Origin of the sequence: Pectobacterium sp. HCp5_1 (genome assembly GCF_032905925.1) — a bacterium.
Classification (GTDB): Bacteria; Pseudomonadota; Gammaproteobacteria; order Enterobacterales; family Enterobacteriaceae; genus Pectobacterium; species Pectobacterium brasiliense_A.
In genome coordinates, this window is the sequence record NZ_JAUMIO010000009.1 from 82,653 (window position 1) to 109,503 (window position 26,851).

At 55.1% G+C, this 26,851-nt stretch carries 26 protein-coding genes; 7 read left to right on the top strand and 19 right to left on the bottom strand.

Annotated elements, in window-relative coordinates; translation table 11 throughout:
- The first annotated feature begins 112 nt into the window (after positions 1–112).
- On the top strand, positions 113–997 hold the full coding sequence (gene aguB, locus Q3A88_RS09130) for an N-carbamoylputrescine amidase (protein ID WP_317177773.1): 885 nt from the start codon (positions 113–115) through the stop codon (positions 995–997).
- A 3-nt stretch (positions 998–1,000) separates the two neighbouring features.
- Positions 1,001–2,104, top strand: a complete 1,104-nt coding sequence (aguA, locus tag Q3A88_RS09135; RefSeq protein ID WP_317177774.1) for an agmatine deiminase — start codon at positions 1,001–1,003, stop codon at positions 2,102–2,104.
- A 136-nt stretch (positions 2,105–2,240) separates the two neighbouring features.
- Here the strand turns inward: aguA and Q3A88_RS09140 are convergent, their stop codons facing one another.
- The 4 genes from Q3A88_RS09140 to Q3A88_RS09155 form a co-directional block, all read right to left on the bottom strand.
- Positions 2,241–2,555, bottom strand: coding sequence for a BrnA antitoxin family protein (locus Q3A88_RS09140; RefSeq protein WP_317177775.1), 315 nt, complete (start codon positions 2,553–2,555; stop codon positions 2,241–2,243).
- Positions 2,542–2,772, bottom strand: a complete 231-nt coding sequence (locus Q3A88_RS09145; RefSeq protein ID WP_072037288.1) for a BrnT family toxin — start codon at positions 2,770–2,772, stop codon at positions 2,542–2,544. The genes Q3A88_RS09140 and Q3A88_RS09145 overlap by 14 nt, the downstream gene beginning before the upstream one ends.
- Before the next feature lie 213 nt (positions 2,773–2,985).
- Positions 2,986–3,753: a triose-phosphate isomerase gene (tpiA, locus tag Q3A88_RS09150; RefSeq protein ID WP_075277758.1), complete on the bottom strand. Its 768-nt coding sequence runs from the start codon at positions 3,751–3,753 to the stop codon at positions 2,986–2,988.
- 165 nt (positions 3,754–3,918) lie between these two features.
- Positions 3,919–4,518: a YiiQ family protein gene (locus Q3A88_RS09155; RefSeq protein WP_039555758.1), complete on the bottom strand. Its 600-nt coding sequence runs from the start codon at positions 4,516–4,518 to the stop codon at positions 3,919–3,921.
- A gap of 237 nt (positions 4,519–4,755) precedes the next feature.
- Between Q3A88_RS09155 and Q3A88_RS09160 the strand changes: the two genes are divergently transcribed.
- Entirely contained in the window at positions 4,756–5,178 is a 423-nt protein-coding gene (locus tag Q3A88_RS09160; protein ID WP_010281540.1) for a DUF805 domain-containing protein, read from the top strand.
- 18 nt (positions 5,179–5,196) lie between these two features.
- Here the strand turns inward: Q3A88_RS09160 and fpr are convergent, their stop codons facing one another.
- From fpr to Q3A88_RS09180, 4 genes are all read right to left on the bottom strand, one after another.
- Positions 5,197–5,943, bottom strand: a complete 747-nt coding sequence (gene fpr / locus Q3A88_RS09165; protein WP_010281538.1) for a ferredoxin--NADP(+) reductase — start codon at positions 5,941–5,943, stop codon at positions 5,197–5,199.
- A 117-nt stretch (positions 5,944–6,060) separates the two neighbouring features.
- Positions 6,061–7,071, bottom strand: coding sequence for a class II fructose-bisphosphatase (glpX, locus tag Q3A88_RS09170; RefSeq protein ID WP_039275793.1), 1,011 nt, complete (start codon positions 7,069–7,071; stop codon positions 6,061–6,063).
- A gap of 138 nt (positions 7,072–7,209) precedes the next feature.
- Complete coding sequence (gene glpK / locus Q3A88_RS09175) at positions 7,210–8,721, bottom strand: glycerol kinase GlpK (protein WP_039499781.1); 1,512 nt, start codon at positions 8,719–8,721, stop codon at positions 7,210–7,212.
- A 53-nt stretch (positions 8,722–8,774) separates the two neighbouring features.
- A complete protein-coding gene (locus Q3A88_RS09180; RefSeq protein WP_014917001.1) occupies positions 8,775–9,614 on the bottom strand; it encodes an MIP/aquaporin family protein in 840 nt (279 codons plus the stop codon).
- Positions 9,615–10,184: 570 nt separating this feature from the next.
- Between Q3A88_RS09180 and zapB the strand changes: the two genes are divergently transcribed.
- On the top strand, positions 10,185–10,424 hold the full coding sequence (gene zapB, locus Q3A88_RS09185; protein ID WP_010281529.1) for a septal ring assembly protein ZapB: 240 nt from the start codon (positions 10,185–10,187) through the stop codon (positions 10,422–10,424).
- Positions 10,425–10,542: 118 nt separating this feature from the next.
- Here zapB and rraA read toward each other — a convergent pair whose 3' ends face one another.
- The 7 genes from rraA to priA all read right to left on the bottom strand — a co-directional run bounded on the left by rraA (position 10,543) and on the right by priA (position 18,882).
- Complete coding sequence (gene rraA / locus Q3A88_RS09190; protein WP_010281528.1) at positions 10,543–11,028, bottom strand: ribonuclease E activity regulator RraA; 486 nt, start codon at positions 11,026–11,028, stop codon at positions 10,543–10,545.
- Between the two features lie 134 nt (positions 11,029–11,162).
- Positions 11,163–12,080 (bottom strand): 1,4-dihydroxy-2-naphthoate polyprenyltransferase, encoded by a 918-nt coding sequence (locus Q3A88_RS09195; RefSeq protein WP_039275790.1) that lies wholly within the window; start codon positions 12,078–12,080, stop codon positions 11,163–11,165.
- A 145-nt stretch (positions 12,081–12,225) separates the two neighbouring features.
- Positions 12,226–13,557, bottom strand: a complete 1,332-nt coding sequence (gene hslU / locus Q3A88_RS09200) for an HslU--HslV peptidase ATPase subunit (protein ID WP_014916999.1) — start codon at positions 13,555–13,557, stop codon at positions 12,226–12,228.
- Between the two features lie 9 nt (positions 13,558–13,566).
- Positions 13,567–14,097 (bottom strand): ATP-dependent protease subunit HslV, encoded by a 531-nt coding sequence (gene hslV, locus Q3A88_RS09205; RefSeq protein ID WP_005973334.1) that lies wholly within the window; start codon positions 14,095–14,097, stop codon positions 13,567–13,569.
- Between the two features lie 83 nt (positions 14,098–14,180).
- The gene (gene ftsN, locus Q3A88_RS09210) at positions 14,181–15,041 is read right to left on the bottom strand and encodes a cell division protein FtsN (RefSeq protein WP_072009974.1); all 861 of its coding nucleotides are present in this window, start codon (positions 15,039–15,041) and stop codon (positions 14,181–14,183) included.
- A 290-nt stretch (positions 15,042–15,331) separates the two neighbouring features.
- Entirely contained in the window at positions 15,332–16,375 is a 1,044-nt protein-coding gene (cytR, locus tag Q3A88_RS09215) for a DNA-binding transcriptional regulator CytR (RefSeq protein WP_010281514.1), read from the bottom strand.
- A gap of 308 nt (positions 16,376–16,683) precedes the next feature.
- Complete coding sequence (priA, locus tag Q3A88_RS09220; RefSeq protein WP_317177776.1) at positions 16,684–18,882, bottom strand: primosomal protein N'; 2,199 nt, start codon at positions 18,880–18,882, stop codon at positions 16,684–16,686.
- Between the two features lie 273 nt (positions 18,883–19,155).
- Here priA and rpmE point away from each other — a divergent pair, with 273 nt between their 5' ends.
- Complete coding sequence (gene rpmE / locus Q3A88_RS09225) at positions 19,156–19,371, top strand: 50S ribosomal protein L31 (protein WP_010281510.1); 216 nt, start codon at positions 19,156–19,158, stop codon at positions 19,369–19,371.
- Between the two features lie 71 nt (positions 19,372–19,442).
- Here the strand turns inward: rpmE and Q3A88_RS09230 are convergent, their stop codons facing one another.
- The 4 genes from Q3A88_RS09230 to metJ all read right to left on the bottom strand — a co-directional run bounded on the left by Q3A88_RS09230 (position 19,443) and on the right by metJ (position 22,774).
- A complete protein-coding gene (locus Q3A88_RS09230; RefSeq protein WP_039465346.1) occupies positions 19,443–20,456 on the bottom strand; it encodes a FecCD family ABC transporter permease in 1,014 nt (337 codons plus the stop codon).
- Positions 20,453–21,415 (bottom strand): ABC transporter substrate-binding protein, encoded by a 963-nt coding sequence (locus Q3A88_RS09235; RefSeq protein ID WP_104209603.1) that lies wholly within the window; start codon positions 21,413–21,415, stop codon positions 20,453–20,455. Before Q3A88_RS09235 ends, Q3A88_RS09230 begins: the two co-directional genes overlap by 4 nt.
- Before the next feature lie 9 nt (positions 21,416–21,424).
- Positions 21,425–22,222 (bottom strand): ABC transporter ATP-binding protein, encoded by a 798-nt coding sequence (locus Q3A88_RS09240; RefSeq protein ID WP_180774448.1) that lies wholly within the window; start codon positions 22,220–22,222, stop codon positions 21,425–21,427.
- A 234-nt stretch (positions 22,223–22,456) separates the two neighbouring features.
- A complete protein-coding gene (gene metJ, locus Q3A88_RS09245) occupies positions 22,457–22,774 on the bottom strand; it encodes a met regulon transcriptional regulator MetJ (RefSeq protein WP_005973355.1) in 318 nt (105 codons plus the stop codon).
- Between the two features lie 187 nt (positions 22,775–22,961).
- Here metJ and metB point away from each other — a divergent pair, with 187 nt between their 5' ends.
- Together metB and Q3A88_RS09255 are read left to right on the top strand one after the other, a co-directional pair.
- The gene (gene metB, locus Q3A88_RS09250; protein WP_039465321.1) at positions 22,962–24,122 is read left to right on the top strand and encodes a cystathionine gamma-synthase; all 1,161 of its coding nucleotides are present in this window, start codon (positions 22,962–22,964) and stop codon (positions 24,120–24,122) included.
- Positions 24,123–24,124: 2 nt separating this feature from the next.
- On the top strand, positions 24,125–26,560 hold the full coding sequence (locus Q3A88_RS09255; protein WP_014916990.1) for a bifunctional aspartate kinase/homoserine dehydrogenase II: 2,436 nt from the start codon (positions 24,125–24,127) through the stop codon (positions 26,558–26,560).
- The last annotated feature ends 291 nt before the right edge of the window (positions 26,561–26,851 follow it).

Here is a 26,851-nt window from a genome sequence, read left to right on the forward strand (position 1 = left end):
TAAGGCCGCGCCGGTTAGTGCCGATGCATAATCGTGACCGAGAGAAACACTTATTGCCGATACTTGCCGGTAAGAAAGGGCGGGTATATATCGTTATTATTGAGGTTTTCGCATGAAAAAAGTTACCGTTGCCGCAACACAAATGGCGTGTTCCTGGGATCTGCCCAAGAATATCGAAAACGCTGAAAAACTGGTGCGACAAGCGCATGCAAAAGGCGCGCAGGTTATCCTGATTCAGGAACTGTTTGCCGCACCGTATTTCTGTATCGATCAAAGCCCGGAGCACTATGCGCTGGCGCAGGAGCTGGAAACCAGCCCGCTGATTAAGCATTTTTCCGCACTGGCGGCGGAGCTGAACGTGGTGCTGCCGTTGAGCTTCTTCGAGCGTGCCAATAACGCCTATTACAACTCGCTGGTGATGATTGACGCGGACGGCGCCGTGCTGGACGTTTACCGCAAAACGCACATTCCGAACGGCCCGGCGTATCAGGAGAAGCAATTCTTCATTCCGGGCGACACCGGCTTTAAAGTCTGGCAGACGCGCTACGCAAAAATCGGCGTGGGCATTTGCTGGGATCAGTGGTTCCCGGAAACCGCCCGCAGCCTGGCGTTGCAGGGCGCAGAGCTGATTTTCTATCCGACTGCGATTGGTTCTGAACCGGCTTACCCGTACATCGACAGCCAGCCGCACTGGACTCGTGTTCAGCAAGGGCACGCCGCCGCGAATCTCGTGCCGGTGATCGCATCCAACCGTATTGGTACCGAAGCCAGCAAATACATTGACGGTCTGGAAATGACGTTCTACGGTTCGTCCTTTATTGCCGACCAAACGGGTGCGCTGCTGGCTCAGGCCAACAAGACAGATGAAGCGATTCTGGTGCATGAATTTGATTTAGAAGCCATTGCTGCACAGCGTGCGTCATGGGGGCTGTTCCGTGACCGTCGCCCGGAAATGTATGGCACGATTGCCACCTCTGACGGCAAGACCCGGAGATAAGTGATGTCACAGCTAGTTACTCCCCATCTCACCACGCCGCATCAGGATGGTTTTGCGATGCCCGCCGAATGGGCACCGCATGATGCCGTGTGGATGATTTGGCCGTATCGGACCGACAACTGGCGCGAACAGGGCGTTCCGGCGCAGAAAACGTTCGCGCGCGTGGCGGAAGCCATCGCCCAGAACACGCCGGTGATCATGGGCGTACCCGCACGCTACATGGCGGATGCGCAAAAAGTGATGCCGGTGAACATCACGCTGGTGGAAATGGAAAGCGATGACGCCTGGATGCGCGACACCGGTCCAACCATCGTGCTGAATTCGGCCGGTGAGCGTCGGGGTATCGACTGGCAGTTCAACGCCTGGGGTGGCGAACTGGGCGGTCTGTACGAAGACTGGCGTCAGGATGAGAAAGTCGCGGCACAGGTGCTGGACTATCATCAGGCTGCACGTTATGCCGCGCCGCTGATTCTGGAAGGTGGCTCGATCCATGTCGATGGTGAAGGCACGCTGCTGACCACGACGGAATGCTTGCTCAACCCGAACCGCAACCCGCACCTGAGTAAGGCAGAAATCGAACAGCTGATGCGTGATTATCTCAGCATCTCGACGATTATCTGGCTGGAAGAGGGCGTGTACAACGACGAAACCGACGGGCATATCGATAACATGTGCTGCTTTGTGCGTCCCGGTGAAGTGGCACTGCACTGGACGGATGATGAAAACGATCCGCAGTATGCACGCTCCGTCGCGGCCTATGAGGTGCTGTCGGATGCGCAGGATGCGCAAGGGCGTGAGCTGAAAATCTGGAAGCTGCCTGCACCTGGCCCGCTGTATGCGACCAAAGAGGAAGCGCAGGGCGTGGACAGCGGCGATGCGGTTGAACGTCTTGCCGGCTCGCGTCTGGCGGGGTCTTACGTGAATTTCCTGATCAGCAATCAGCAGATCATTTTCCCACTGCTGGATGAGAAGACGGATGACGTTGCACGCGATCTGCTGCAACAGATGTTCCCTGGCTACCTGATTAGCGGCGTGCCTGCGCGAGAAATCCTGCTGGGCGGGGGAAATATTCACTGCATTACGCAGCAAATCCCTGCGGCGAAGTAGCGTTTCCTATTCTCTGGTGACGGGCAATCACGTTAGCCATGATTATTCCCCCTGTTAGCATGCTACTCATAGGGGGATCATCTCATCAGGGTTAGCTTAAAAGGCTGGCTCTATGTGGGAGTGTGTAGAGCTCGCATCAAATTTTAATGTCGTTTGGGGAATGGTTTTTAAGCCAATCCGACATCGCTGCATCCATGCGGGTTTGCCAACCACGACCAGTAGCTTTGAATGCTGCGATAACTTCCGGTGAATATCGAATACTCACTTGTATTTTTGGAGCCGGTTTAACGGGGCGTCCCTTTTTGCGCATGGCTTTCAATTTGCTGAAAGGCATAAGCTGCACGTTCTCACCTTCAAGCGAGCGTGTATCAGGATCTTGCGCAATGGCTTCCTGAATTTTACGGTCTTCCTCGTCGGTAGGGAGGATAGTACCCTGCTTAAGTTTTGGCATATTTTTCCACCTCCGCTTTAGTGGCTTTCCGCAAACTGATAATGCGGTAAATTTCTTCGTCGTCTCCATCGCTGTAAGTAAATACTACGACATAAATTCGGTTGTTGAGATAAGCAAGGCCGTAAGTGATACCGATGTAACGGTCTTCGCTGTAGTTACCAAGAGAGTCAGACGCGGCAACCATTCGGTCCCAATCAAGATATTTAGCATCGGCCAAGTACACACCGTGTTTTTGCTTATTACTCTGATTCTTAATCGGGTCGAATATGATTTTCATTTATTTATTGTAGCTACAATAAATATGAAGTCAAACGCATAGAAATAGCCAGATAAGCTGACAGTGGAATGAGATAAAAAAAGCCGGTTGGCGCAATAGCGTGAACCGGCTTTTTGATCGGACGAACCTTTGTCCGCCCATTTTCGATAACGCTTAGCCGCGTTTAGCGTCGGCTGCTGCTTTCACGATGACAGCAAAGGCGTCAGCTTTCAGTGATGCACCGCCAACCAGCGCGCCGTCGATGTCCGGCTGGGTGAATAGCTCAGCAGCATTCGCTGCATTCACAGAACCGCCGTATTGGATGATCACTTGCTCAGCAACGGCCGCATCTTGCTTGGCGATGTGGTCACGGATGAATTTGTGAACAGCCTGAGCTTGCGCAGGAGTTGCAGATTTGCCGGTACCGATAGCCCATACAGGTTCGTAGGCGATAACGGTGTTTTCAAATGCTTTCGCGCCCAGCGTATTCAGCACGGCGTCCAGTTGACGTGCACAGACGGTTTCCGTCTGGCCCGCTTCGTTTTCTGCTTCGGTTTCGCCAATGCACAGTACCGGAATCAGACCGACATCTTTCAGCACGCCAAATTTCTTCGCAATGAATTCATCGCTTTCTTTGTGGTAGGTGCGGCGCTCAGAGTGGCCGATGATGATGTATTTCGCGCCGATATCTTTCAGCATCTCGGCAGACGTTTCGCCGGTGAAAGCGCCGGAAAGGTTCACGTCAACGTTCTGCGCGCCCAGCGCAATGCGGCTGCCGGCCAGTTGGTGATTAGCTTGATCGAGGTAGATAGCCGGTGGTGCAATCGCTACGCCACAGCCGTCAACGGTGCTGAGCTCTTTACGCAGGCCCGCGATCAGTTCGTTGACCATGTTAGTGCTGCCGTTCAGCTTCCAGTTACCCATAACTAATGGATGTCGCATCTTTTTTCCTCCAGCCGGAATCGCGAATGAATCAATATGTTAATAAATCAAGGTGTTAATGAACCGATGCATAAATTTTACTGCCGTCAGGCAATATGACCTGCCCACAGTATAGAGACGAAATGTGACCGTGGCTCTGTTTTTCGTCATGAATTACCGTGTTGATCACGGTTCAGATAGCGTTAGCTTAATCGGTTCAACAGCAAAAGTTAGCCCTTTTTCACCATCATCTGCAACAACATAACGCAAGGCTCCTTCCGTTTGCTGATAAAAGCGCTGTCCTTTGCCTTTTTCCAGCAGTCCGGTGACTTTTTTCACACTCTGTTCTTCCGTCAGTGACGGTGCGAACGTGCGTGCCAGTGCTGCCATATAGTCGATAGCCTGCTTACGGCGCGCCGCAGTTTCTTGTTCGCTCTGCGGCTGCGGCAGCCAGGTGATTTGCAGCGTTTTGATTTTCCCGGTGCCTTTCTCCAGCGCGGTTGAGGCATAGAGGTGGTCGTTGATCCGGCTGGCGGCGCGGGTCAACATGCTGGTGATATTACCGGTGTCGACAACCCGAAATTCACCGATCGGCAGCGTTGGATTGCTCAGATTGTAGCGAGAGCGGAACTGCGTGATGGTTTGATCGAAGGTAGGGGCACCAGCCAACAGATATGGCGCATTGGCTGAGGGTTTAGGCGGGAACGTCGGATCGGCACCCGCGTGAGTCTGGTACAGCACCAGCGATGATAAAATCAAAAGTGAAGCGATGCGTTTTCGTGTCATAAGGATTCGGGTCAGCCACTTCAGAAGATGTCCAGGCCGATAACGGCAGAATACGTTTGATTAAAGCGGCATTTGTACGTCGTTGTCAAAAATAGTACGTCGTTGTGAGAAATCGCACGTGGCTGACAAAAATCGCGTAAAGATGGCGGGCAACTGTCTCGGTTGAGGTAAAATCAGCCTGCGTAAAATACAGATTAATTCGGCCAGGCTGGCCGACAATTCAGGGCGTTATCGTTAATGACATTACAGCAGTGGTGCTTCTCGTTTAAAGGCCGAGTCGGTCGTCGTGATTTCTGGCTTTGGATGGCTATTTGGGTCGCGCTGATGGCGGTGCTGTTTACGCTATCCGGCCAAAGCTGGCTGGATACGCAATCGACGGCGTTTGGTTTGGTGGTATTGCTGTGGCCGACGGCAGCGATCATGGTGAAACGGCTGCATGACCGTAATAAGAGCGGCTGGTGGGCGCTGCTGCTCGTGGTGGCGTGGATGTTGGCCTCGGGGAATTGGACGATGTTCTCGTCCATCTGGCAGTGGGGCATTGGCCGCTTCTTGCCGATCCTGATTGTCGTGATGACGCTGCTCGACTGCGGCGTTTTTCTGGGGACAAAAGGGGAAAACCGCTTTGGAGCAGCGGCGGAGCCGTTTCGCTTCCGCCGCTGATTAACAACGAACTGTCGTTTACCAATAGTTTTCGGCAGTCATATGACCGGGCCTGCGGCGCAGGTGCTTGGTCATTTGGCGCTCTTCTTTCAGCAACAGCTGAGTGTCGCGTACCATCTGCGGGTTGCCGCACAGCATGACGTGGCTTGTTGCTGCATCCATCGGCAGGCCTACGGCGGCTTCCAGCGTACCGCTGCTGATAAGCTGGGGAATGCGGCCCGTCAGCGAGCCCGTTTCTTCTTCCCGACTGACGACAGTTTGAATACGCAGTTGACCGTGGTAGCGCTGCTGTAATTGCTGCATTAGTGGCAGATAGCTCAGATCGCGTGAGAATCGGGCGGCGTGAACCAGCACGATATTCTTAAAACGCTCCAGACCCTTGCCTTCCTGAAGAATCGACAGATAAGGGCCAATGCCCGTCCCTGTCGCCAGCATCCACAGCGTTTCACAATCAGGTACTTCTTCCAGCACGAAAAAGCCAGCAGCCTCTTTGACGATCAGGACGTCTGAACCGGGCTGCAACGCATGCAGATGCGGGCTAAGCTTACCTTCTGGCACCGTCACCAGATAGAACTCAAGCGTGGGATCGCTGGGCGCATTCACGTAGGAATAAGCGCGTTGCACCTTCTCGCCATCAATCTCCAGCGCCAGTTTGCCATACTGCCCGGCAGTGAATGCATCGGTGGGCGCGTGAACCCGAATGCTAAACAGACTTTCTGTCCAGTTTTCTACCTGAACTACTTTGCCTGTCACCCATTCAGCCATATGTTGTTGCTCCTGTTGCTTGCATTAGACGCTGCTATTTTTGCATGTAAGTCGTGCATCTACGATACGCCATTTATTAACAACTGTGAAACAATCCGTCAGTCGGGCAGTGGCCTGCTACAGCAGGAACTCGTGCAGCGTACGATCCTTACGATCCAGATAGTGCGTCGATTTAATCCGGCGGATCGTGCGGGATTTGCCGCGGATCAGCAGCGTTTCGGTCGTTGCCATATTGCCTTTACGCGCGATCCCGTCCAGCAAATCACCTTTGGTGATGCCAGTTGCAGAGAAAATCACGTTATCGTTGCGCGCCATGTCATCAAGCTTGAGGACACTACCCGCGTCGATGCCCATTTGGCGGCAGCGTGCCAGCTCATCTTCACCGATACGGCGGTTTTCAGCACTATCGCCTTTGACCTGATGACGAGCGAGCAAACGCCCCTGCATGTCGCCATCAAGCGCGCGGATAACGGCTGCTGAAATCACGCCTTCTGGTGCGCCGCCGATGCCGTACAGCACGTCAACTTCGCTGTCTGGCATGCAGGTGAGGATGGATGCCGCTACGTCGCCGTCTGGAATCGCGAACACTTTCACACCCAACTGCTGCATGTCCGCGATACAGGCATCGTGGCGCGGTTTAGCGAGTATAGTCACCGTTAACTGGCTCAGCGGTTTACCCAACTTCAGTGCGACATTGCGCAGGTTGTCCGCCAGCGGCAGGTTGAGGTCAATTGCGCCTTTTGCCTCGGGCCCGACAATCAGCTTTTCCATGTACATGTCTGGCGCGTGCAAAAACGTACCTTTTTCGCCAACGGCCAGCACGGCCAGCGCATTCGCCTGACCCATTGCCGTCATCCGCGTGCCTTCAATCGGATCGACAGCGATGTCTACGGCATCGCCCTGACCGGTACCGACCTGCTCGCCGATAAACAGCATGGGTGCTTCGTCGATTTCCCCTTCGCCGATGACAATCTGACCGTTGATATTGACCTGATTCAGCATGATGCGCATTGCCTGTACGGCAGCATTGTCGGCGGCATTCTTGTCGCCACGGCCTAACCACTTATAGCCTGCCAGCGCGGCTGCTTCGGTGACGCGCGAGAACTCAATGGCTAATTCACGTTTCATAAATACCTGTCTATTGTCGATCGGGAAAGGAAGAGATGTGGGCGAGGATTTTATCACAACGGGGGAGAGTGGCGGTTGAACGGTAGGGAAAAAACGGGCGCGACAGGCGCGCCCGATGTGGATAGATGCGTTGGCGGATTACGCGTCGTGATCTTCCCAGTTACGGGCACGAGCCACGGCTTTCTGCCAGCCGCTGTAGCGAATGTTACGCTCCACGGTTTCGATGCTAGGGCGGAATTCACGCTCAATAGTCGCTTTGCTCTTCACTTCATCCAGATCGTTCCAGAAGCCCGTCGCTAAGCCCGCCAGGAAAGCTGCACCCAGCGCGGTGGATTCACGAACTTCCGGACGTTCCACACGCGTGCCGAGAATATCGGACTGGAACTGCATCAGGAAGTTGTTGGCGACCGCACCGCCGTCGACACGCAGCGCTTTCAGGCGGGTATCGGCGTCTGCCTGCATGGCATCCAGTACGTCTCGGGTCTGGAAGGCAATCGATTCCAGTGTCGCACGGATGATGTGGTTAGCATTCACGCCACGGGTCAGACCGAAGATCGCGCCACGGGCATACGGGTCCCAGTAAGGTGCACCCAAACCGGTAAAGGCAGGGACGACGTAAACGCCGTTAGAATCCTTCACTTTCGTCGCGAAGTATTCGGAGTCCATTGAGTCGCCTATCAGCTTCAGTTCGTCACGCAGCCATTGGATGGAGGCACCGCCAACGAACACGGAGCCTTCCAGTGCGTAGTTCACTTCGCCGCGTGGGCCGCAGGCGATGGTGGTCAGCAGGCCGTGTTTGGACAGCACCGCTTCTTTACCGGTATTCATCAGCAGGAAGCAGCCCGTGCCGTAGGTGTTTTTCGCCATGCCTGGATTGACGCAAAGCTGGCCGTACAGCGCCGCCTGCTGGTCACCCGCGATACCGGCGATAGGAATACGCGTGCCGCCTTTACCGCCAATGTTGGTCTGGCCGTAGACTTCTGAAGACGCGCGCACTTCTGGCAGCATTTCGCGTGGGATATCCAGCGCTTCCAGCATGCGGGTATCCCATTCCAGCGTATGAATGTTAAACAGCATGGTGCGGGAGGCATTGGTGTAATCCGTGACGTGAACACGCCCTTGCGTCATTTTCCAAATCAGCCAGGTATCGATGGTACCAAACAGCAGTTCACCGCGTTTGGCGCGCTCGCGAGAGCCCTCAACGTGATCCAGAATCCATTTCACTTTGGTGCCGGAGAAGTAGGGATCCACCACCAGACCGGTGGTGTTGCGCACGTACTCTTCCAGACCGTCTTTCTTCAGCTTTTCGCAAATTTCAGCGGTACGGCGACACTGCCAGACGATGGCGTTATAAATCGGTTTGCCGCTCTCTTTTTCCCATACGACGGTGGTTTCACGCTGGTTGGTGATACCAATGCCCGCGACTTCATCCGCGCTGATGCCGGCTTTAGCCAGCACTTCGACCAGCGTTGAGCTTTGTGTGGCCCAAATTTCCATCGGGTCGTGCTCTACCCAGCCCGCTTTTGGATAGATCTGAGTGAATTCACGCTGTGAAACGCTAACGATATTCGCATCGTGATCCAGTACGACGGCGCGGGAGCTGGTTGTGCCCTGATCGATTGCGACAATGTATTTTTTTTCCGGGTTCATAAATCCAATCCTGTAATGATTAACCGTGAAATAGGATGGTCGTGGCGTTAAGTTTAACGGCTTTCACGACGCGTGGTAGCTTCTGCCTCGGGTTCACACACATCGCATGGCAGGTTACGACCAATCAGTGCGCGATAACCGAAGGCACCCAGACAGGCACCGATAATGGGGCCGAAGATGGGAACCAGGAAGTAAGGAATTTCGCGTGCGCCAGTGAAGGCCACGTCGCCCCAGCCCGCCAGGAAAGCGAACAGCTTAGGACCAAAGTCACGCGCTGGGTTAAGGGCGAAGCCAGTCAGCGGCCCCATGGATGCACCGATAACGGCAATCAAAATACCGATCAGCAGGGGAGCGAGTGGCCCGCGTGGGATACCGTTGCCATCATCGGTCAGCGCCAGAATCAGGCACATCAGGATAGCGGTGATGACGGTTTCAACCAGCAGCGCCTGCATAACGGAAATGTGTGGGTTCGGATAGGTTGAGAAAATGCCCGCTAAACTCAGGCTTTCCGTACTGCCACGCACCATATTGTTGGCTTGTTCAAAATCCACGAACAGATTGTGATACAGACCGTAGACCAGTGCGGCGGCACAAAATGCCCCGGCAATCTGCGCCAGAATATAAGGCACCACCTTGCGCCCGTCGAAACAGGCAAACAGCCACAGGGCGATAGTAACGGCCGGGTTGAGGTGAGCGCCGGAAATGGCGGCAGTCAGATAGATTGCCATCGCAACCCCCAGACCCCAAATGATGCTGATCTCCCACTGTCCGAAGCTGGCTCCCGCCAGTTTCAAGGCGGCGACACAGCCGACACCGAAGAAAATCAGCAGGCCAGTGCCGAGAAACTCGGCGATACACTGGCCTTTTAGCGTTGAACGTTCTGCTTGGCTCATATTTTTTTCCTGCTGGGTAACGTACAGAGTGGTAGGTCTTAAGGATACCGTGGGGGCATCCTCTGTTTTAAATGTATTTATGATGTGAATTTATCGTTAATGCTCGAAAACGAGAAATATCGAAATTGAAATGTGTGTTGCGCGTCAAAAAAATGAGCGTATTCGCTTATAAAATGACTCGCAGTGATTTTTCGCCCACGATTGATAGTAACGCTCAGGTTAAATTTATTAACACAATAGGAGTAATGGGGAAGCGAACAGGAGTAGTTTTCAGTTTACGCTGCTCATGTTTCCGTTTCGGCTGTCCGTTTTTCAGTTTGTACTGCCTGTTTTTCAGTTTGTACTGATAGTGTTACGTAAGAAAAGCTGCCACACTCGCGTAGTGGGGGATGTGCGCTAGACAGGTGGCGGTTGGCTACATACAATTTCGCTATGGTCTGTCTTGCCAGCCGTCCCGCGGTCAGGATTATGTTTACGGGCGGATGGCGACACCGTTGGGTGTTGGTTACAGAGTCCGAAAGCCAGCGTTAACCGATCTTTGCCTTGTTGCGATTAAAAGGGGTTTGAAGAATGTCATTTGAAGTGTTTGAAAAGCTGGAAGCGAAAGTTCAGCAGGCGATTGATACCATCACGCTGTTGCAAATGGAAATTGAAGAGCTGAAAGAGCAGAACAACGCGCTGTCGCAGGATGTGCAGGCGGCAGCTGGTTCACGTGAAGCGCTGGTGCGCGAGAACGAGCAGTTGAAAGAAGAGCAAGTGGTATGGCAAGAGCGCCTGCGCGCGCTGTTAGGCAAAATGGAAGAAGTCTAATAGGACTTGCTGGCTCAGACGAAGGAACTGCTTATCGATTGAGCCAAATAAAAAAGGGCGTCTATCGCCCTTTTTTGTGCTGATATCACCGCAATAAAAACGCGGGAATTCAACGATATTATTCAATATCCAGCGGGTCTTCCGCCAAAATAATACCGGTATTATCGGCATACAGATGGTCACCGGAGAAGAAAGTGACGCCACCGAAGTTGACGCGAATATCGCTCTCGCCGATGCCTTCGCTACCCGCGCCGACCGGAATCGCTGCCATCGCCTGAATACCGATATCCAGCTCAGCCAAATCGTCAACCTGACGCACCGCGCCATAAACGACAATGCCTTCCCACTCGTTTTGCGTCGCCAGCCGGGCGATTTCCGCGTTGATCAACGCGCGACGCACGGAGCCGCCGCCATCGACCAGAAGTACGCGCCCGAGGCCGTTCTCTTCCAGAAGATCGAACAGCAGGCCGTTATCCTCAAAACATTTCACCGTGGTGATCTTGCCACCAAATGAAGTACGCCCGCCAAAATTAGAGAACAGAGGCTCAACAACATTCACCTCTTCGTGGTAGATATCGCACAGTTCGGAAGTATCGTATTTCATAGGATTAACGTCTGTTTGCCGCCGGAATCATGAGTATATCCCTTTCTGGCGGCTGTTGGCAAAATCATCAAATGTTAACTTGATGCGTATCAGTAAATACGCACCACTTTTCGCCCGCGCTCACTTTACCCGCACTAACTCAATATCACGCCAACGGCGAACAGAATGTTGGTCAGCAGCGCGCCTTTCACCGTTTTTTCCAGCATCGGACGCATACTGAATGCGCTGGTTTCACGCAGCACATAGCGCGCCTGCTGAATCAGCAACGGGAGCGCCAGAATAAAGAGCCAACCCGCCAGACTGTGCAGATAAAACGTGGCAAACAGACCGAGACAAACCGGTGCCAGCAACAGCAGCATCGTGTGGTAGAAGCGCGCTTTTTCCGCACCAAGACGTACTGCCAGCGTGTTCTTTCCGCTGATGCGATCGTTGTCGATATCGCGCAGGTTGTTGATGTTCAGCACCGCCGTCGCCAACAGACCGCAGGCCGTCGCTGGCAGCATCACGATGCTGTCGAAATGGCCGGTTTGCAGATAATACGAACCCGCGACGCTGAGCCAGCCGAAAAAGATCAGCACTGAAATATCGCCGAGTCCGATATAACCGTAGGGCTTGTTACCGACGGTATAGGTGATGGCGGCGAAAATCGCCAGCAGCCCCAGAATCAGGAAACCAAAGATATCCGCGGGCTTTTCACACGCCAGAATCACCAGGCTCACGCCGGAAATGATGGTGAGCGCCACGGTCACGATTAGCGCATTGCGCAGTTGCGTCAGTGTAATCGCCCCGGTCTGAATACCGCGCAACGGCCCGATGCGTTCCTCGGTATCGCTGCCTTTTATCGCATCCCCATAGTCGTTCGCCAGATTGGAAAGGATTTGCAGCAGTCCGGCGGTTAACAACGCCAGTAATGCTACGCCCGGTTTAAAGCTGCTATGCCAGCTCGCAATCGCCGAGCCGGTGACGATGGACGCAAAAGCTAATGGCAACGTCTTTGGACGCAGGCTATCCAGCCAGGCTTTGGTTTTGCTGCTATGGGTCGATAAGGTCATGGTGTGCTTCAATTTTTATTGACGATTCAATTGCGTGAATCATCCGTTTATAAACAAGAAAAGTCAGTGATGGCGGCGTCAGAAACAAAAGTGGGAGGCCAACGCCTCCCACTTTATCGTTAATCGTGCGATCCGCGAAAACGGATTATAAGATAAATCGACTCAGATCTTCATCTGCTACTAATTCATCCAGATGATTACGTACGTAATCTGCGTCAATGGTAACGCTTTGACCGTTCATTTCGCTGGCGTCGTAAGACACATCTTCGATCAAACGCTCCATCACGGTATGCAGACGGCGTGCGCCGATATTCTCGGTGCTTTCGTTGACCTGCCAGGCGGCTTCGGCAATACGGCGGATACCATCGGCGGTGAACGAAATATTTACGCCTTCCGTCGCCATCAGCGCTTTGTACTGCTCGGTCAGCGAGGCGCTCGGTTCGGTCAGGATGCGCTCGAAATCTTCCGTGGTCAGCGCCTGCAACTCTACGCGAATCGGCAGACGCCCCTGCAATTCTGGAATCAGATCGGACGGGCTGGCAACCTGGAACGCACCGGACGCGATAAACAGGATGTGGTCGGTTTTGACCATGCCGTGCTTGGTGGACACGGTGCAGCCTTCAACCAGCGGCAGCAGGTCACGCTGAACGCCTTCACGGGACACATCCGGGCCGGAGCTTTCGCCACGCTTACAGATTTTGTCGATCTCATCGATGAACACGATACCGTGCTGCTCAACGGCTTCAATCGCCTGCTGTTTCAGCTCTTCCGGGTTCACCAGCTTGGCGGCTTCTTCTTCTATCAGCAGCTTGAAGGCGTCTTTGATTTTGACCTTACGGGCTTTCTGCTTCTGTCCTGCCAGGTTCTGGAACATGGACTGGAGCTGGTTGGTCATTTCTTCCATGCCCGGAGGAGCCATGATCTCTACGCCAACGGGAGCGGCTGCCAGATCGATCTCGATCTCTTTGTCGTCCAACTGGCCTTCACGCAGTTTCTTGCGGAATGCCTGGCGTGCAGCGGAAGGCTCCTGCGTGCTTTCCGCCTGTCCCCAGTTGTTTTTCGCCGGAGGAATCAGCACGTCCAGAATACGGTCTTCCGCCATCTCTTCCGCACGGAAGCGGTTTTTTTCGATGGACTGAAGGCGCACCATTTTGATCGCGGAATCTGTCAGATCGCGGATGATGGAGTCAACTTCTTTACCTACGTAGCCCACTTCGGTGAATTTGGTGGCTTCCACTTTGATGAACGGCGCATTGGCGAGCTTCGCCAAACGGCGAGCGATTTCGGTTTTACCGACGCCGGTCGGACCGATCATGAGAATATTTTTAGGCGTCACTTCATGACGAAGTGCTTCGTCCAACTGCATACGGCGCCAGCGGTTACGCAGCGCGATGGAAACGGCGCGTTTCGCTTTATGCTGGCCAATGATATAGCTGTCGAGTTCGCTGACTATCTCGCGCGGGGTCATTTCAGACATAGTTGATCCTTACGCCTTGGAGGCTAATTCTTCTATCGTGTGGAACTGGTTGGTGTAGATACAGATGTCGCCAGCAATCCCCAGAGATTTCTCGACGATATCACGCGCACCCAGCTCGGTGTTTTCCAGTAAAGCACGCGCGGCAGCCTGTGCATAAGGACCGCCGGAACCAATCGCGATCAGATCGTTTTCAGGCTGCACGACATCACCATTACCGGTAATGATCAGCGAAGCATTTTCGTCCGCGACGGCTAACAGGGCTTCCAGCTTGCGTAGCATACGGTCGGTACGCCAGTCTTTCGCCAGCTCGACGGCTGCTTTCACCAGATGACCCTGGTGTAATTCCAGCTTGCGCTCAAAAAGCTCAAAAAGGGTGAAGGCATCCGCCGTGCCGCCTGCGAAACCGGCGATGACGCGGTCATGGTAGAGACGACGCACTTTACGCACGTTGCCTTTCATCACGGTGTTGCCCAGAGTGGCTTGTCCATCACCGCCAATGACCACCTGGCCGTTGCGGCGTACGCTTACAATTGTTGTCACGAGTCAGTCCCCGTTTGAAGAAAAAGATCCCCGCATGATTCGGGGCACATTGAAGTTATAGATGGGGGAAGGCGTGGGGTTTTTCAACCCCCGCTGGCAAGAGGAATACAGTTTGATGCGCCCGCGCCCTTAAGACGTTGGATCATGCTATCTGCGGCAGCACGGTTGTTATAAGGCCCAAGCATAATACGGTTCCAGCCGCCGTTAGAGGTGATGCGGCTTTCGATACCGGCAAACGCCAGCTGTGCTCTGACCGATTCGGCAGGATCCATGGTTTTGAAGGAGCCACATTGGATCGCCCAGCGCTGGGTTTTCTCGGCTTTTGGCGCTTCAGGCTGTTTGACCGGCTGTTGCTTCGGCGCTTCCTGCTTTGGAATGTCTTGTCTTGGAGCAACAGGCGTCGTTTGCGTGATCGCAGGTGCCCGAGTGGTTGGCTGCGTCGTTACGACAGGCTGCTGCTGCATCGATTGGGTCGGCGGCTTGATCGTCACCTGAGAGCGCGGAACCTGCGTCTGGTCGTTATACGGCACCTCGGAAAGCTGCGTTGGCTGGCGACGCATATCAGACTGCATCTGTTCCAGCAGTTGGCGCTGTTCATCCGTCAACTGCACTGGCGACTGAATTTCGCCGCCCGCGGAAGGCTCCGTTGGCGTCGTGACGCCCAACTGACGGTTTTCCAGTTCTTTGATGTAGCGCCAGCGTTCTTCCGGTTTGGGTGGCAGCCCGTTACCTTTGCCTGCATTCTGATGCGGCAGGACGGGTGAATCATCCGGTTTATTATGGGCGATAAAGTACAGACCGCCCGCGAAGGTGACCAAAACGGCAACAGCGAGTGCGATCATCGTTTTGGACGCACCTGAAGCCTTGCCTTTTTTCCGGCTATTTGTCGTTTTCCGACGCGTCCCTGATGAACGTCCCCGGCTCACGTAGTCTCTTTGTGCCACTGTTGTTTCGCTGTGAATTGATAGGTAAATGTACCCGTCATACTTCAAGTTGCATGTGCGTTGGCTGGGCTACTCGGCACACTTACGTGTGCCTCGCCCCGTTGGGGCCGCTGCAAGCAGCGTTCAAATCTGCCTCCGGTAGATTTGTCACTCACCCGAATCACTTACCTGAGTAAGCTCATCGGGATTCCTTCCCTTGCCGCCTTCCTGAAACTCGAATTATTTAGGGGATAACATAATTAGGGGGTCATGTTACTGAACCCTCAAATATTTGACCAGCACCTGAAGTCTTAAAGCCTGTTACGGGCGTAATTCGGCGCGGCGACGCTGTCGCGTATGACCAGCTCACTGGACAACAGACGGGAACCGCTTTGTACCGTGTTGCCTTGCAACTGCTCTAAGAGTAGCAGCATTGCCTCGCGTCCGATCTGATAACGAGGCTGGGCGACAGAAGTCAGAGGCGGCCAGCTGTACTGCGCCTGTTCGATATCATCGAAGCCGATAATGGAGAGGTCGCGCGGGATATCCAGCCCCATCTTTCTGGCCTGAGCCAGCACGCCCAGCGCCATGAGGTCGCTATGACAGAAGACCGCACTGGGCGGCTGAGGATGTTGCATCAGCGCAATCAGGCCGTTTATCCCGGTTTCGTAGGTGAAATCGCCCCGAAAGATATACTGATTATCGATGAGAATCCCGTTACGGCGCAGGGCCTGAATATATCCCTGCAGGCGATATTGGCTCAGGTGCATGTGCTCTGGGCCGGCAATACAGGCGATGCGTTGATGGCCCGCCTGATACAGATAATGTACGGCTTCAAAGGCGGCGGTCAGGTTATCGATATGCACGGTGGGCAGCGCCAGATCCGGTGAGAACTCATTCGCCATCACCATCGGCGGCAGATTACGCTGCTCTTCCTGGCCTGCGTCAAACGGCAGATTAGAGCCGAGTAACAGCATGCCGTCGATCTGCTTGGTAATAATCAGGTCGACGAAGGTTTTTTCTTTCTGATGCTGGTGAGCGCAATCGCCAATCAACACCAGATAACCGTGTTCGGCTGCCGTTTCCTCGATCCCGCGAAATATTTCGGAGAAATAAGGATCGCAGATATCCGGGACGATCGTCAGGATCGTGCGCGATTCGTTACGCTTGAGATTCCTGTTGAGTGCGTGAGGCGAATAGCCAACGGCGATGACAGCCTGCTCGACCTTCCTACGGGTGGTCGCAGAGACTTTCTCTGGGTTCATTAACGTTCGGGACACGGTCGCGGTGGAAACGCCCGCTTCATCCGCCACGTCTTTCATCGTCGCCGTGGTGACGCCTTTCTTCTGCTTCAACGCTTTTCTCCTTGCGTCAGCGTTAACTGGCGCTGACTGTCAGCAGAACGCCCCTGTCTACTGACTTTCTATGATTACGGGTAACGCTTTTTGGGGACAGTATGCCGATGGAACGGCGCTATACCTCAGTACACGACCTGAGCTCAATAAACGGTCTGGCCTCAGCATACGGCCTGCGCAGACAGTGATAACAGATTGAACGCAGGTTTTGTTGCTTAATTTGCACAGAAAGTGTGATGAATATCGTGTTCTCGACGCCGATCGCAAAAAATGAGTGGTAAGAAACCGAAATGATCTAACAGGAAGCGCTAACCGTCCGTGGGGTCGACATCCAGCATCCATTTCACTTTACGCGCCTGCGGCAGCGTGCCGATTAGCGTCAGCGATGTTCTGACCAGTTTCTGCAATAGCGCTCTGGAGGGGTGCTGTAGCAAGAGCTGCCAGCGGAAGCGTCCCGCACGTTTGGGTTGCAAAGCAGGGACTGGGCCCAGCAGCCAGAGTGATTCATCCCGCAGCGGGCTCGCCTCCAGCAAATTACGCAACTGCTGGAGGAATAATGCGGCCTGCTGATTATCGTGGTCGTCAGCGCGGAAGAGAATATGGCTGGTAAACGGCGGCAGAAAAACGCTTTTCCGTTCAGTCAACGCCTGGCTGGCAAAGGCATCGTAGCCTTGTTGCAGCAGCGTTTGTAATAGCGGATGTTCCGGGTGGTGAGTTTGCAGCGCCACTTCACCCGCCTTGCCTGCACGTCCTGCGCGACCCGCCACCTGAGTATAGAGCTGTGCAAAACGTTCGGCCGCGCGGAAGTCGGCAGAGAACAGTGAACCGTCCACGTCCAGCAGGGCCACCAGCGTCACGTCAGGGAAATGATGCCCCTTCGCCAACATCTGTGTGCCGATGAGAAGACGTGCGCCGCCCTGCCTGACCTGCGAGAGCTGCTGCTCAAGCGCCCCTTTACGGCTGGTGGTGTCACGGTCGATGCGGGTGATCGGAACATCTGGAAAGATCGGCGCAAGGCTTTGTTCCAACTGCTCGGTACCCAGACCGACCGGCACCATATTGGTTGAGCCGCAGCCGGGGCACTGTTGTGGTACCGGACGCTGGCTGTCACAGTGGTGGCAGCGCAACATCCTCTGATGCTGGTGGTAGGTATAGTAGTGATCGCAGCGCTGGCACTCAGCAATCCAGCCGCACTCGTGGCACATCACCACGGGGGCGAACCCGCGCCGATTAAGGAACAAGATAACCTGATTATCGTTCGTCAGATGATGGCGGATGCGGGTAATCAGCGGCTGGGATAACCCGGCCGTCAGCGGCAGCCCTTTCAGATCGATGACATGCTGTTTGGCGAGCGCGGCATTGCCCGCTCGTTTGGTCAGATTCAAGCGTCGATACTTGCCGATCTGGACGTTATATAGCGTTTCCAGCGCGGGCGTCGCCGTCCCCATGACGATGGGAATGTCTTCTTCTCTGGCGCGGAACACCGCCAAATCACGGGCGTGATAGCGCCAGCCTTCCTGCTGTTTGTAGGAACTGTCGTGTTCTTCATCGATCACAATCAGCCCTAAACGGGCAAAGGGCGTAAATAACGCCGACCGCGTTCCGATGACGATGGCGGCTTCACCGCTGCGGGCACGTAGCCAGACAGCAAGGCGTTCGCTGTCGTTGAGTGCCGAGTGCAGCACATCCACCGGGGCGTTAAACCGTTCGCGGAAGCGGGCGATGGTTTGCGGCGTCAGGCCAATTTCCGGCACTAACACCAGCGCCTGTTTGCCCTGCGCTAGCACGTTTTCCAGCACGCTGAGATAGACTTCGGTTTTGCCCGAGCCGGTGATACCCGCGAGCAGCCAGGCGGCAAAATGGTTATCTTCGCTGCGGATCGCGCCGACGGCAGTTGCCTGTTCGGTATTCAAACGCAGTCGGTCGGTTGCCAAACTAAAACTTTGACGCCAGTCGTGAAGCGTTTGCTCTGCGGCCTGCAATTCGCACAGTCCTTTACTGCGCAGCGCCTGCAACGCTGTTTCCGTCAGCCCGATTTCGCTCACCTGATGGCGGTAAAGCGGCGACTGAAGTAGGGCCGCCAGCGCCTGCTGCTGTTTTGCGGCGCGTTTGAGTGTACTGAGCGGCGTTGCCCGCCCCTGTTCGGTGGCAAACCACTGCCAGAGCGGGGCACGATGTGCGGGTTTCCCCTGACGCAGTAGGATCGGCAGCGCGTGGAACAGCACTTCGCCAATCGGATAGTGATAATACTCAACGGCCCACAGCAAAATGCGCCACAGGCTGGGGGGGAACAGCGGCTGCTCGTCCAGCACGTCATGCACGGGTTTTAATTGCTCAAGCGGAAGTTCGCTGATGTCGCTCAGCGCGGTAATAATGCCGATCGCTTTGCGGTTACCAAAGGAGACGTTGACGCGCGCGCCGACCTGCGGAGTGATGCCTCCTGCGGGTAGCAAATAATCGAATGTACGTGCCAATGGCACGGGCAAAGCGACCTGAGCGACAGACATAACTTCTCCGTGATAGTCGACGTAGATTGGTGCGGCGATCAATGACATAACCGAGCGGTCTGTATCATGCGCGACGCGGGGTGAAAATAACGCAAAGCGCTAGTGTACATGCTGCGAGGGATAATGTGTGGATGCGATTGCATCAGGGTAGCGGATTCTGTATGATCCGCCGCCATTGTGCCGTTTGCATAATGAAACTTACTTATACAACTTTCGTGTGGTGTCTGGCGGAACAGGGCTGGATAGCGACACGGCCTTAACTGAGGTTTCCCCATGAAAAAAGGTATTCACCCGAATTATTCTGCAGTTACTGTAACTTGCTCTTGCGGTAACGTGATCAAAACCCATTCTACCGTGGGTCGTGACCTGAACCTGGACGTTTGTGGCGAATGCCACCCGTTCTACACCGGCAAACAACGTGACGTTGCAACTGGTGGCCGTGTTGACCGCTTCAACAAGCGTTTCTCCGTTCCAGGCGCTAAAAAATAAGTTTTACTGGTCAATTGGTACAGTAACTTCCTGCAAAGGCACCGATAGGTGCCTTTGTTGTTTCTGGTGGCTCAGTGTCCCTGCTGACGTTTTACCAGCATCCCTAGCACGAAGATGCCGCCCAATCCCGCGGTAATAATCCCGATGGGCAATTCCTGTGGTGCCAGCAGCTGTCGGCTGAGCCAATCGCCGCCGCACAGCAGTATCGCACCCAGCACGGCGGTCAGCGGCAGAAGCTTCTTGTGCAGCACGCCGCTCAGCGGGCGAGCCAGATGGGGAATCATCAGGCCGATAAAACCAATCACGCCGGTCAGCGCGACTAACAGCGATGTGGCGAACGCGCAGCAGATGAAAATTTCCACCCGTACGCGAGACAGATTAACCCCCATTGAGGCCGCGGTTTGTCCGCCAGCCAGCAGCGCGTCGAGCGCACGCCAGCGCAGGGCGGTGAGGCCGAATAGCAGCAGAACGCTGAACACCGCAAAAGGTAACGTGTCCCAACGGGCAAGGCCCAGCCCGCCCAGCGACCAGAAAAGAATCGAGCTGGCGGCCCGCTGATCGCCGGAAAACACCAAATAATTTGTCAACGCACCGAACAGAAATGAGATCGCCAATCCACAGATGATGAGGCGCTCTGCGCCCCGCGCCTGTTGCAGCAGAAACAGCACGGTCACGGCGACGGCCGATAAGAGTCCGCCGCAGAAGGCCGCCATTGGCAGCGCCCAGTCACCGAGCTGCTCACCAAAGCGGGTGATGACGGCGACCGCACCCGCTGAGGCACCGGCAGACAGGCCAAATAGAAAAGGGTCGGCCAGATCGTTGCGGGTTGCCGTTTGCAAAAAGGCACCGACCATCGCTAACCCCGCGCCGCACAGCGCCGCCAGCAGGCTGCGGGGAATACGCAGTTCGAGAATAATGCGTGACGTCATCGGCGACACGTCTGCCGACGATAGCCCCAACACGCTGGCGACCTGCGTAAGGGGGATCGTCGTGCTGCCTGTCGCAATATTTAACAGCATCAGCCCAGCCAGTATCAGCAGCGCGATAACGAAGGTCGCGGCATAACGTGAAGACGTAGGGCTCACTTAAAAGCATCCGGGTAGAGTGCGTGCGCCAGTTTATCGACGGCAGCGATATTCGCGGGTCCCGGCGTGAGTTCCGCATATTGCAGTTTCAGATAGCGATGCTGTCGTACGGCGGGGGTAAATTTCATCAGCGGATGTGATTCCAGAAAACGCCTTAACGCATCTGCACCGTTGCCCGTCTGGTAATCCAGCAAAATGATAAAGTCAGGCTCGCGTGCCGCCACGCTTTCCCACGATGTCGAGGCCCAGCTCGTTTCCATATCGTCCATGACGTTCTTGCCGCCCGCCGCCTCAATGATGGCGGTTGGCATGGCGAATTTCCCGCTGGTAAAGGGCTTATCGTCGCCAGAGTCATACAGAAAAACCGTCTGCTTTGGCTGATTGCCAATACGGGTTTGCAGTTCGGCAATGTGCTGCTTCCAGCCGTCAATCTGTTCCTGAGCCTGTTCCTGCTTACCGAAGATTTTCCCCAGTTTCAGCATGTCGCCGTAGAGCAGATCCATGCTGGCTTGTGGCCGCTGTTTCTGCTGTTCGGTGAAAACGCAGCTTTCGCTGAGCACCAGTGTCTGAATGCCGTATTTTTGCAGCGCTTGCGGCGTGACTTCGCCACCGACTTTCATGCCGTAGTTCCACCCTGCAAAGAAGAAATCCGGGTGTACAGCCAGCAGATTTTCCAACGTCGGGTATTTTGCTGCCAGTTCAGGGATTGTGCCCTGCTGCTTGATAAAGTCAGGGGGCGCTTTATACCAGCCAGTGATCCCCGTCAGTCCGACAATATTTTTTTGCAGCCCAAGCGCAAACGCCATTTCCGTCATGTTCAGGTCATGAATAACGGCTCGCTGCGGCGGCTGGGTGAAGGTTAGCGGTTGCCCACAGCTGTCGACCGTGACGGGAAAACCCGATGCGTGTGCCCAGCACGACGTCAAGGCCAGCAGTCCAGACAGAAGCGTTATTTTCATCAGGGTTCCTTAGTGCAGTTCAGGTGCTTCAAAGATGCGAATGGGCGAGCCGTTTACCGGATGCGGCACCGTAAAACTCTCCATCCCAAATACGGATTTCACACAGTCGGCGCTCAGCGCGTGTGCAGGTGTTCCCCAGCGGAGTAGCGTTCCCTGCTGCAACACGGCGACACGGTCGGCAAAGGGGGTTATCAGTGGTAGATCGTGCAGCACCGCCAGCGTTGAAATGCCGCGTTTCCGCACGAGAGACAGCAGTTGCGCACGCGCTAGCGGATCGAGATGGTTCGTTGGTTCATCCAGCAGCAGGAGCTGCGGCGTTTGCGCAAACGCACGTGCCAGCGCCGCGCGTTGACGTTCTCCACCGGAGAGCGTGCCCAGCAGGCGGTGGCGCAGCGGTAATAATCCGGTATCGTCCAGCGCTTCTTCGATGAGCTGGCGATCGTACGCAGGCGTGCTGAATCCGTGGTGGGGAATCCGCCCTAAGGCGACGTACTCCGCGACCCGCAGACGCAGGTCCGGTGCATCGTTCTGCGCCAGAATCGCGATGCGCTTTGCTCGCTCATGACGGCTGAGTGTATTCAGCGGTTGACCGTTTAGATGGATGTATCCCGCTGTCGTACCGAGCTCGCTGGTTAACACGCGTAGCAGCGTGGATTTACCGCTACCGTTGGGCCCAACCAGCGCCAAACGCTCTCCAGCCTGCATGGACAGCGAAATATCACTGAGCCTCGGTGCGCGATTGGCGTCGGCAACGGAAACATGGTGAAGCTGTAGCAGCAGGGGTTTACTGGAGAGAAGCTCTGTCATGATGCGGGCATATCACCGTTATAGATTAAAAATGATATGTTATAACATAACAAATTAAATGCAATCCCGATTCACAATGTGAGTGGAAGACGAAGCGTTCGGAAGAAGTGCGGGCGGTGGAGGGGCGAGATTTTAGAGGTTAATGAAGAGTGATGTATTGAGCGGGATTCTCTGCATAGCAAAACCCCGCCGGAGAAGGCGGGGTTAGCCAGAAAGCCGACAGCGCAAACGCGATCAGTATTCCCACGTATCCGGGTCGATACCCATTTCACGCATGATGATTTTCGCGGCTTCAGGAATTTCATCGCTGCGTTCTTTACGCAGGTCTTCGTCATTCGGTAACGGTTGACCTGTGAACGCGTGCAGAAACGCCTCGCACAGCAGTTCGCTGTTGGTGGCATGGCGCAGGTTGTTCACCTGACGACGCGTGCGTTCGTCAGTCAGTATCTTTAGTACTTTCAATGGGATAGATACTGTTATCTTCTTGACTTGCTCGCTTTTTTTACCGTGTTCAGCGTAAGGGCTGACATACTCGCCGTTCCACTCAGCCATGGGATACCTTAAAAATTAATCTAATGAAGACAGCATCTGTCATGAAATGCCACAATTCTAGCGGTTATTATGCTTATGCTCAATCTATACGCAAAGAAGTTTAGATGTCTAGATGTGTTGACGTCTATTAAAACTGCGTTTACTCTTAAGTTCCTATCTTTTCAGCCTCCAGCCAGGAAATGAGCCGATGACGCGTAAACAGGCAACGATCGCAGTCCGCAGCGGGTTAAATGATGATGAGCAGTATGGCTGCGTCGTCCCACCCATTCACCTTTCCAGCACGTATAACTTTACCGGATTCAATCAGCCACGCGCACACGACTATTCGCGTCGCGGTAACCCCACGCGTGATGTTGTGCAGCGTGCGCTTGCCGAACTGGAAGGCGGTGCGGGTGCGGTAATGACGAGCAGCGGAATGTCGGCGATTATGCTGGTTTGTACGGTGTTCCTGCGTCCCGGCGATCTGCTGGTGGCACCGCATGATTGCTATGGCGGCAGCTATCGTTTGTTTGACAGCCTGAGCAAGCGCGGCGCATTTCGCGTCAAATTTGTCGATCAAAGTGATACCGATGCGCTCAACGCGGCGTTGGCAGAAAAGCCGAAGCTGGTGCTGGTGGAAAGCCCGAGCAATCCGCTGCTGCGCGTCGTGGATATTGCCGCGATTTGTCAGGCTGCACGGGAAGCGGGCGCGGTTAGCGTGGTAGATAACACCTTCCTGAGCCCGGCGCTGCAGAAGCCGCTGGAGCTGGGTGCCGATCTGGTGGTGCATTCCTGTACCAAGTACCTGAATGGTCACTCTGACGTAGTGGCGGGTGCAGTGATCGCCAGAGATGCCGATACCATTACTGAACTGGCCTGGTGGGCGAACAACATCGGCGTCACAGGCGCGGCGTTTGACAGCTATCTGCTACTACGCGGCCTGCGTACTCTGGCACCGCGCATGGCAGCCGCGCAGCGTAATGCGCAACAAATCGTTGAATTCTTACAGACGCAGCCGTTGGTGAAGGCGCTGTACCATCCTTCATTGCCGAACAATCCCGGCCATGATATTGCCCGCCGTCAACAATCTGGCTTTGGCGCTATGCTAAGTTTTGAGCTGGATGGTGATGAAGATACCCTGCGGCGTTTTCTGGCATCGCTGGAGCTGTTCACATTGGCGGAATCGCTGGGCGGAGTCGAAAGCCTCATCTCTCATGCGGCAACAATGACGCATGCTGGCATGGCACCAGAAGCGCGTGCCGCGGCGGGTATCTCTGAAACATTACTGCGTATTTCCACCGGCATTGAAGACGGCGATGATCTGGTTGCCGATCTGGATCGTGCGTTTCAAGCCGCAGCCAAGAGGTAAGAATGAGTGCATTAGGAGTAGCGCCATCGGTAACAGGCCGACAGCTGCATAAATTTGGCGGTAGCAGTCTGGCCGATGTGAAGTGTTACCTACGCGTAGCCGGTATTATGGCGGAGTATAGCCACCCCGGTGATTTGATGGTGGTATCTGCCGCAGGCAGTACCACAAACCAGCTGATTAGCTGGTTGAAACTGAGCCAGAGCGACCGTCTGTCGGCGCATCAGGTTCAGCAGGCATTACGCCGCTACCACAGTGAACTGATTGCCGGGCTTCTGCCTGCGCAAGAGGCAGAGACGCTGACCGCTCAGTTTATTCGCGATCTGGAGCGTTTGGCTGCGCTGCTGGATGGCAAGCTGACGGATGCCGTCTATGCCGAAGTGGTTGGGCACGGTGAAATCTGGTCGGCTCGCCTGATGTCTGCCGTGTTGAATCATCTGGATATGAATGCAGCGTGGCTGGATGCACGTGATTTTCTCTGCGCAGAACGTGCCGCGCAGCCGCAGGTGGATGAAGGCCGTTCCTGGCCGCTGTTGCAGCAATATCTGACGCAACACGCAGGTCAGCGTTTAGTGGTAACGGGTTTTATCTGCCGCAATGATGCAGGCGAAACGGTGCTGCTGGGGCGAAACGGCAGTGACTATTCCGCCACACAAATTGGTGCGTTGGCGGGTGTTGAACGCGTGACCATCTGGAGCGACGTCGCCGGGGTATATAGTGCCGATCCGCGTAAAGTGAAAGACGCCTGCCTGTTGCCACTGCTGCGGCTAGATGAAGCCAGTGAACTGGCACGTCTGGCGGCACCGGTATTACATACGCGTACCTTACAGCCCGTTTCCGGCAGCGATATCGACCTGCAACTGCGTTGCAGCTATCAGCCTGAACAAGGGTCGACGCGTATTGAACGCGTACTGGCCTCGGGTACAGGTGCCAAAATTGTCACCAGCCATGATGACGTGTGCCTGATTGAAGTTCAGGTTCCTTCTGAACACGATTTTGTGCTGCTGCAAAAAGAAGTCGAACAGCTTCTGAATCGTGCGCAGCTGAAACCGCTGGCGATCGGCGTTCATCAGGATCGTAACCTGCTGCAACTGTGCTACACCTCCGAAGTGGTGGATAGCGCGCTGCAACTGCTGGCACAGGCTGCGTTACCCGTTGAACTCAATCAGCGTGACGGGCTGGCGATGGTCGCGATGGTCGGTGCAGGCGTGGGTAAAAATCCGCTGCACAGCCACCGCTTCTATCAGCAGTTGAAAGATCAGCCGATTGAATTTGTCCGTCAGGCCGATGATGGCATCAGCCTGGTGGCGGTGCTGCGTGTCGGCCCGACAGAGCATCTGATTCGCGGGCTGCACCATTCGCTGTTCCGGGCAGAAAAACGTATCGGTCTGGTGCTGTTCGGCAAAGGAAATATTGGTTCACGCTGGCTGGAGCTGTTTGCGCGTGAGCAGAGCAATCTGTCTGCACGTACCGGTTTTGAGTTTGTACTGGCCGGTGTGGTGGACAGTACGCGCAGCCTGTTGAACTATGACGGACTGGATGCCAGCCGTGCGTTGGCCTTCTTCGAAAGTGAAGCGCAAGAGCGGGATGGTGAAGATCTGTTCCTGTGGATGCGTGCGCACCCCTTCGATGATTTGGTGGTGCTGGACGTCACCGCCAGTGAGTCGGTCGCCGATCTGTATCTGGATTTCGCCAGCTACGGTTTCCATGTCATCAGCGCTAACAAACTGGCGGGTGCATCAGGCGGCAATAACTATCGCCAGATTCGCGACGCGTTCGCGAAAACGGATCGTCACTGGTTGTATAACTCGACCGTCGGCGCAGGGTTGCCGGTCAACTTTGCGGTACGCGATCTACGAGAAAGCGGCGACAGTATTCTGGCGATTAGCGGGATTTTCTCCGGCACGCTTTCCTGGCTGTTCTTGCAGTTTGACGGCACCGTGCCGTTCACCGAACTGGTCGATCAGGCTTGCCAGCAGGGGCTGACCGAGCCGGATCCGCGTGTTGACCTCTCTGGTCAGGATGTCATGCGTAAGCTGGTGATTCTGGCGCGTGAAGCGGGCTATGACATCGAGCCTAGTCAGGTTCGGGTTGAGTCGCTGGTGCCGCCGGGCTGTGAGCAGGGTTCTGTCGATTACTTCTTCGAGAACGGCGATTCGCTGAACGAGCAGATGCTGCGTCGTCTGGAAGCCGCGCAGGAAATGGGTCTGGTTCTGCGTCACGTCGCACGCTTTGACAGCAATGGTAAAGCGCGCGTGGGTGTTGAAGCCGTCCGTCCCGATCATCCGCTGGCCTCGCTGCTGCCGGGTGATAACGTGTTTGCGATTGAAAGCCGCTGGTATCGGGATAACCCGCTGGTTATCCGTGGGCCGGGCGCGGGGCGCGATGTCACCGCCGGTGCGCTTCAGTCTGACCTGAACCGTTTGGCGCAGTTACTGTAGAACCTGTTGTCAGCGCGACATACCGTTGGCCGTCTCTTAGTCATACTTTTATGCAGACCAAGAGACGGTTTCGTGCGCCACAACCCCGCCATTTTCATGCTACCTCGTAGCAAACGCCCGACACGGGGCGGCTCACGCGCCGCTCGCCCCGTGACCCCTGGCTTTCCGGCGCAAATTATGCCGCTGACGCGGTGCCTTCTTCGATATCCGGCTTAACGGACCGCTTGCGACACGTTCCCTACGTGGCGCAAGCTTGAGCCGCTTCCCTGCGGCTCATCCTAAGCCTGCTAT

Coding starts and splice junctions, on each gene's coding strand:
- metJ (WP_005973355.1), bottom strand. CDS start 22,774: ATGGCTGAGTGGAACGGCGAGTATGTCAGCCCTTACGCTGAACACGGT.
- fpr (WP_010281538.1), bottom strand. CDS start 5,943: ATGGCTGAATGGGTGACAGGCAAAGTAGTTCAGGTAGAAAACTGGACA.
- Q3A88_RS09195 (WP_039275790.1), bottom strand. CDS start 12,080: ATGACCTTATCGACCCATAGCAGCAAAACCAAAGCCTGGCTGGATAGC.
- priA (WP_317177776.1), bottom strand. CDS start 18,882: ATGTCTGTCGCTCAGGTCGCTTTGCCCGTGCCATTGGCACGTACATTC.
- Q3A88_RS09240 (WP_180774448.1), bottom strand. CDS start 22,222: ATGACAGAGCTTCTCTCCAGTAAACCCCTGCTGCTACAGCTTCACCAT.
- hslU (WP_014916999.1), bottom strand. CDS start 13,557: ATGTCTGAAATGACCCCGCGCGAGATAGTCAGCGAACTCGACAGCTAT.
- aguA (WP_317177774.1), top strand. CDS start 1,001: ATGTCACAGCTAGTTACTCCCCATCTCACCACGCCGCATCAGGATGGT.
- rraA (WP_010281528.1), bottom strand. CDS start 11,028: ATGAAATACGATACTTCCGAACTGTGCGATATCTACCACGAAGAGGTG.
- glpK (WP_039499781.1), bottom strand. CDS start 8,721: ATGAACCCGGAAAAAAAATACATTGTCGCAATCGATCAGGGCACAACC.
- tpiA (WP_075277758.1), bottom strand. CDS start 3,753: ATGCGACATCCATTAGTTATGGGTAACTGGAAGCTGAACGGCAGCACT.
- Q3A88_RS09255 (WP_014916990.1), top strand. CDS start 24,125: ATGAGTGCATTAGGAGTAGCGCCATCGGTAACAGGCCGACAGCTGCAT.
- glpX (WP_039275793.1), bottom strand. CDS start 7,071: ATGAAACGTGAATTAGCCATTGAGTTCTCGCGCGTCACCGAAGCAGCC.
- Q3A88_RS09140 (WP_317177775.1), bottom strand. CDS start 2,555: ATGCCAAAACTTAAGCAGGGTACTATCCTCCCTACCGACGAGGAAGAC.
- Q3A88_RS09160 (WP_010281540.1), top strand. CDS start 4,756: ATGACATTACAGCAGTGGTGCTTCTCGTTTAAAGGCCGAGTCGGTCGT.
- rpmE (WP_010281510.1), top strand. CDS start 19,156: ATGAAAAAAGGTATTCACCCGAATTATTCTGCAGTTACTGTAACTTGC.
- metB (WP_039465321.1), top strand. CDS start 22,962: ATGACGCGTAAACAGGCAACGATCGCAGTCCGCAGCGGGTTAAATGAT.
- zapB (WP_010281529.1), top strand. CDS start 10,185: ATGTCATTTGAAGTGTTTGAAAAGCTGGAAGCGAAAGTTCAGCAGGCG.
- aguB (WP_317177773.1), top strand. CDS start 113: ATGAAAAAAGTTACCGTTGCCGCAACACAAATGGCGTGTTCCTGGGAT.
- Q3A88_RS09155 (WP_039555758.1), bottom strand. CDS start 4,518: ATGACACGAAAACGCATCGCTTCACTTTTGATTTTATCATCGCTGGTG.
- Q3A88_RS09235 (WP_104209603.1), bottom strand. CDS start 21,415: ATGAAAATAACGCTTCTGTCTGGACTGCTGGCCTTGACGTCGTGCTGG.
- Q3A88_RS09180 (WP_014917001.1), bottom strand. CDS start 9,614: ATGAGCCAAGCAGAACGTTCAACGCTAAAAGGCCAGTGTATCGCCGAG.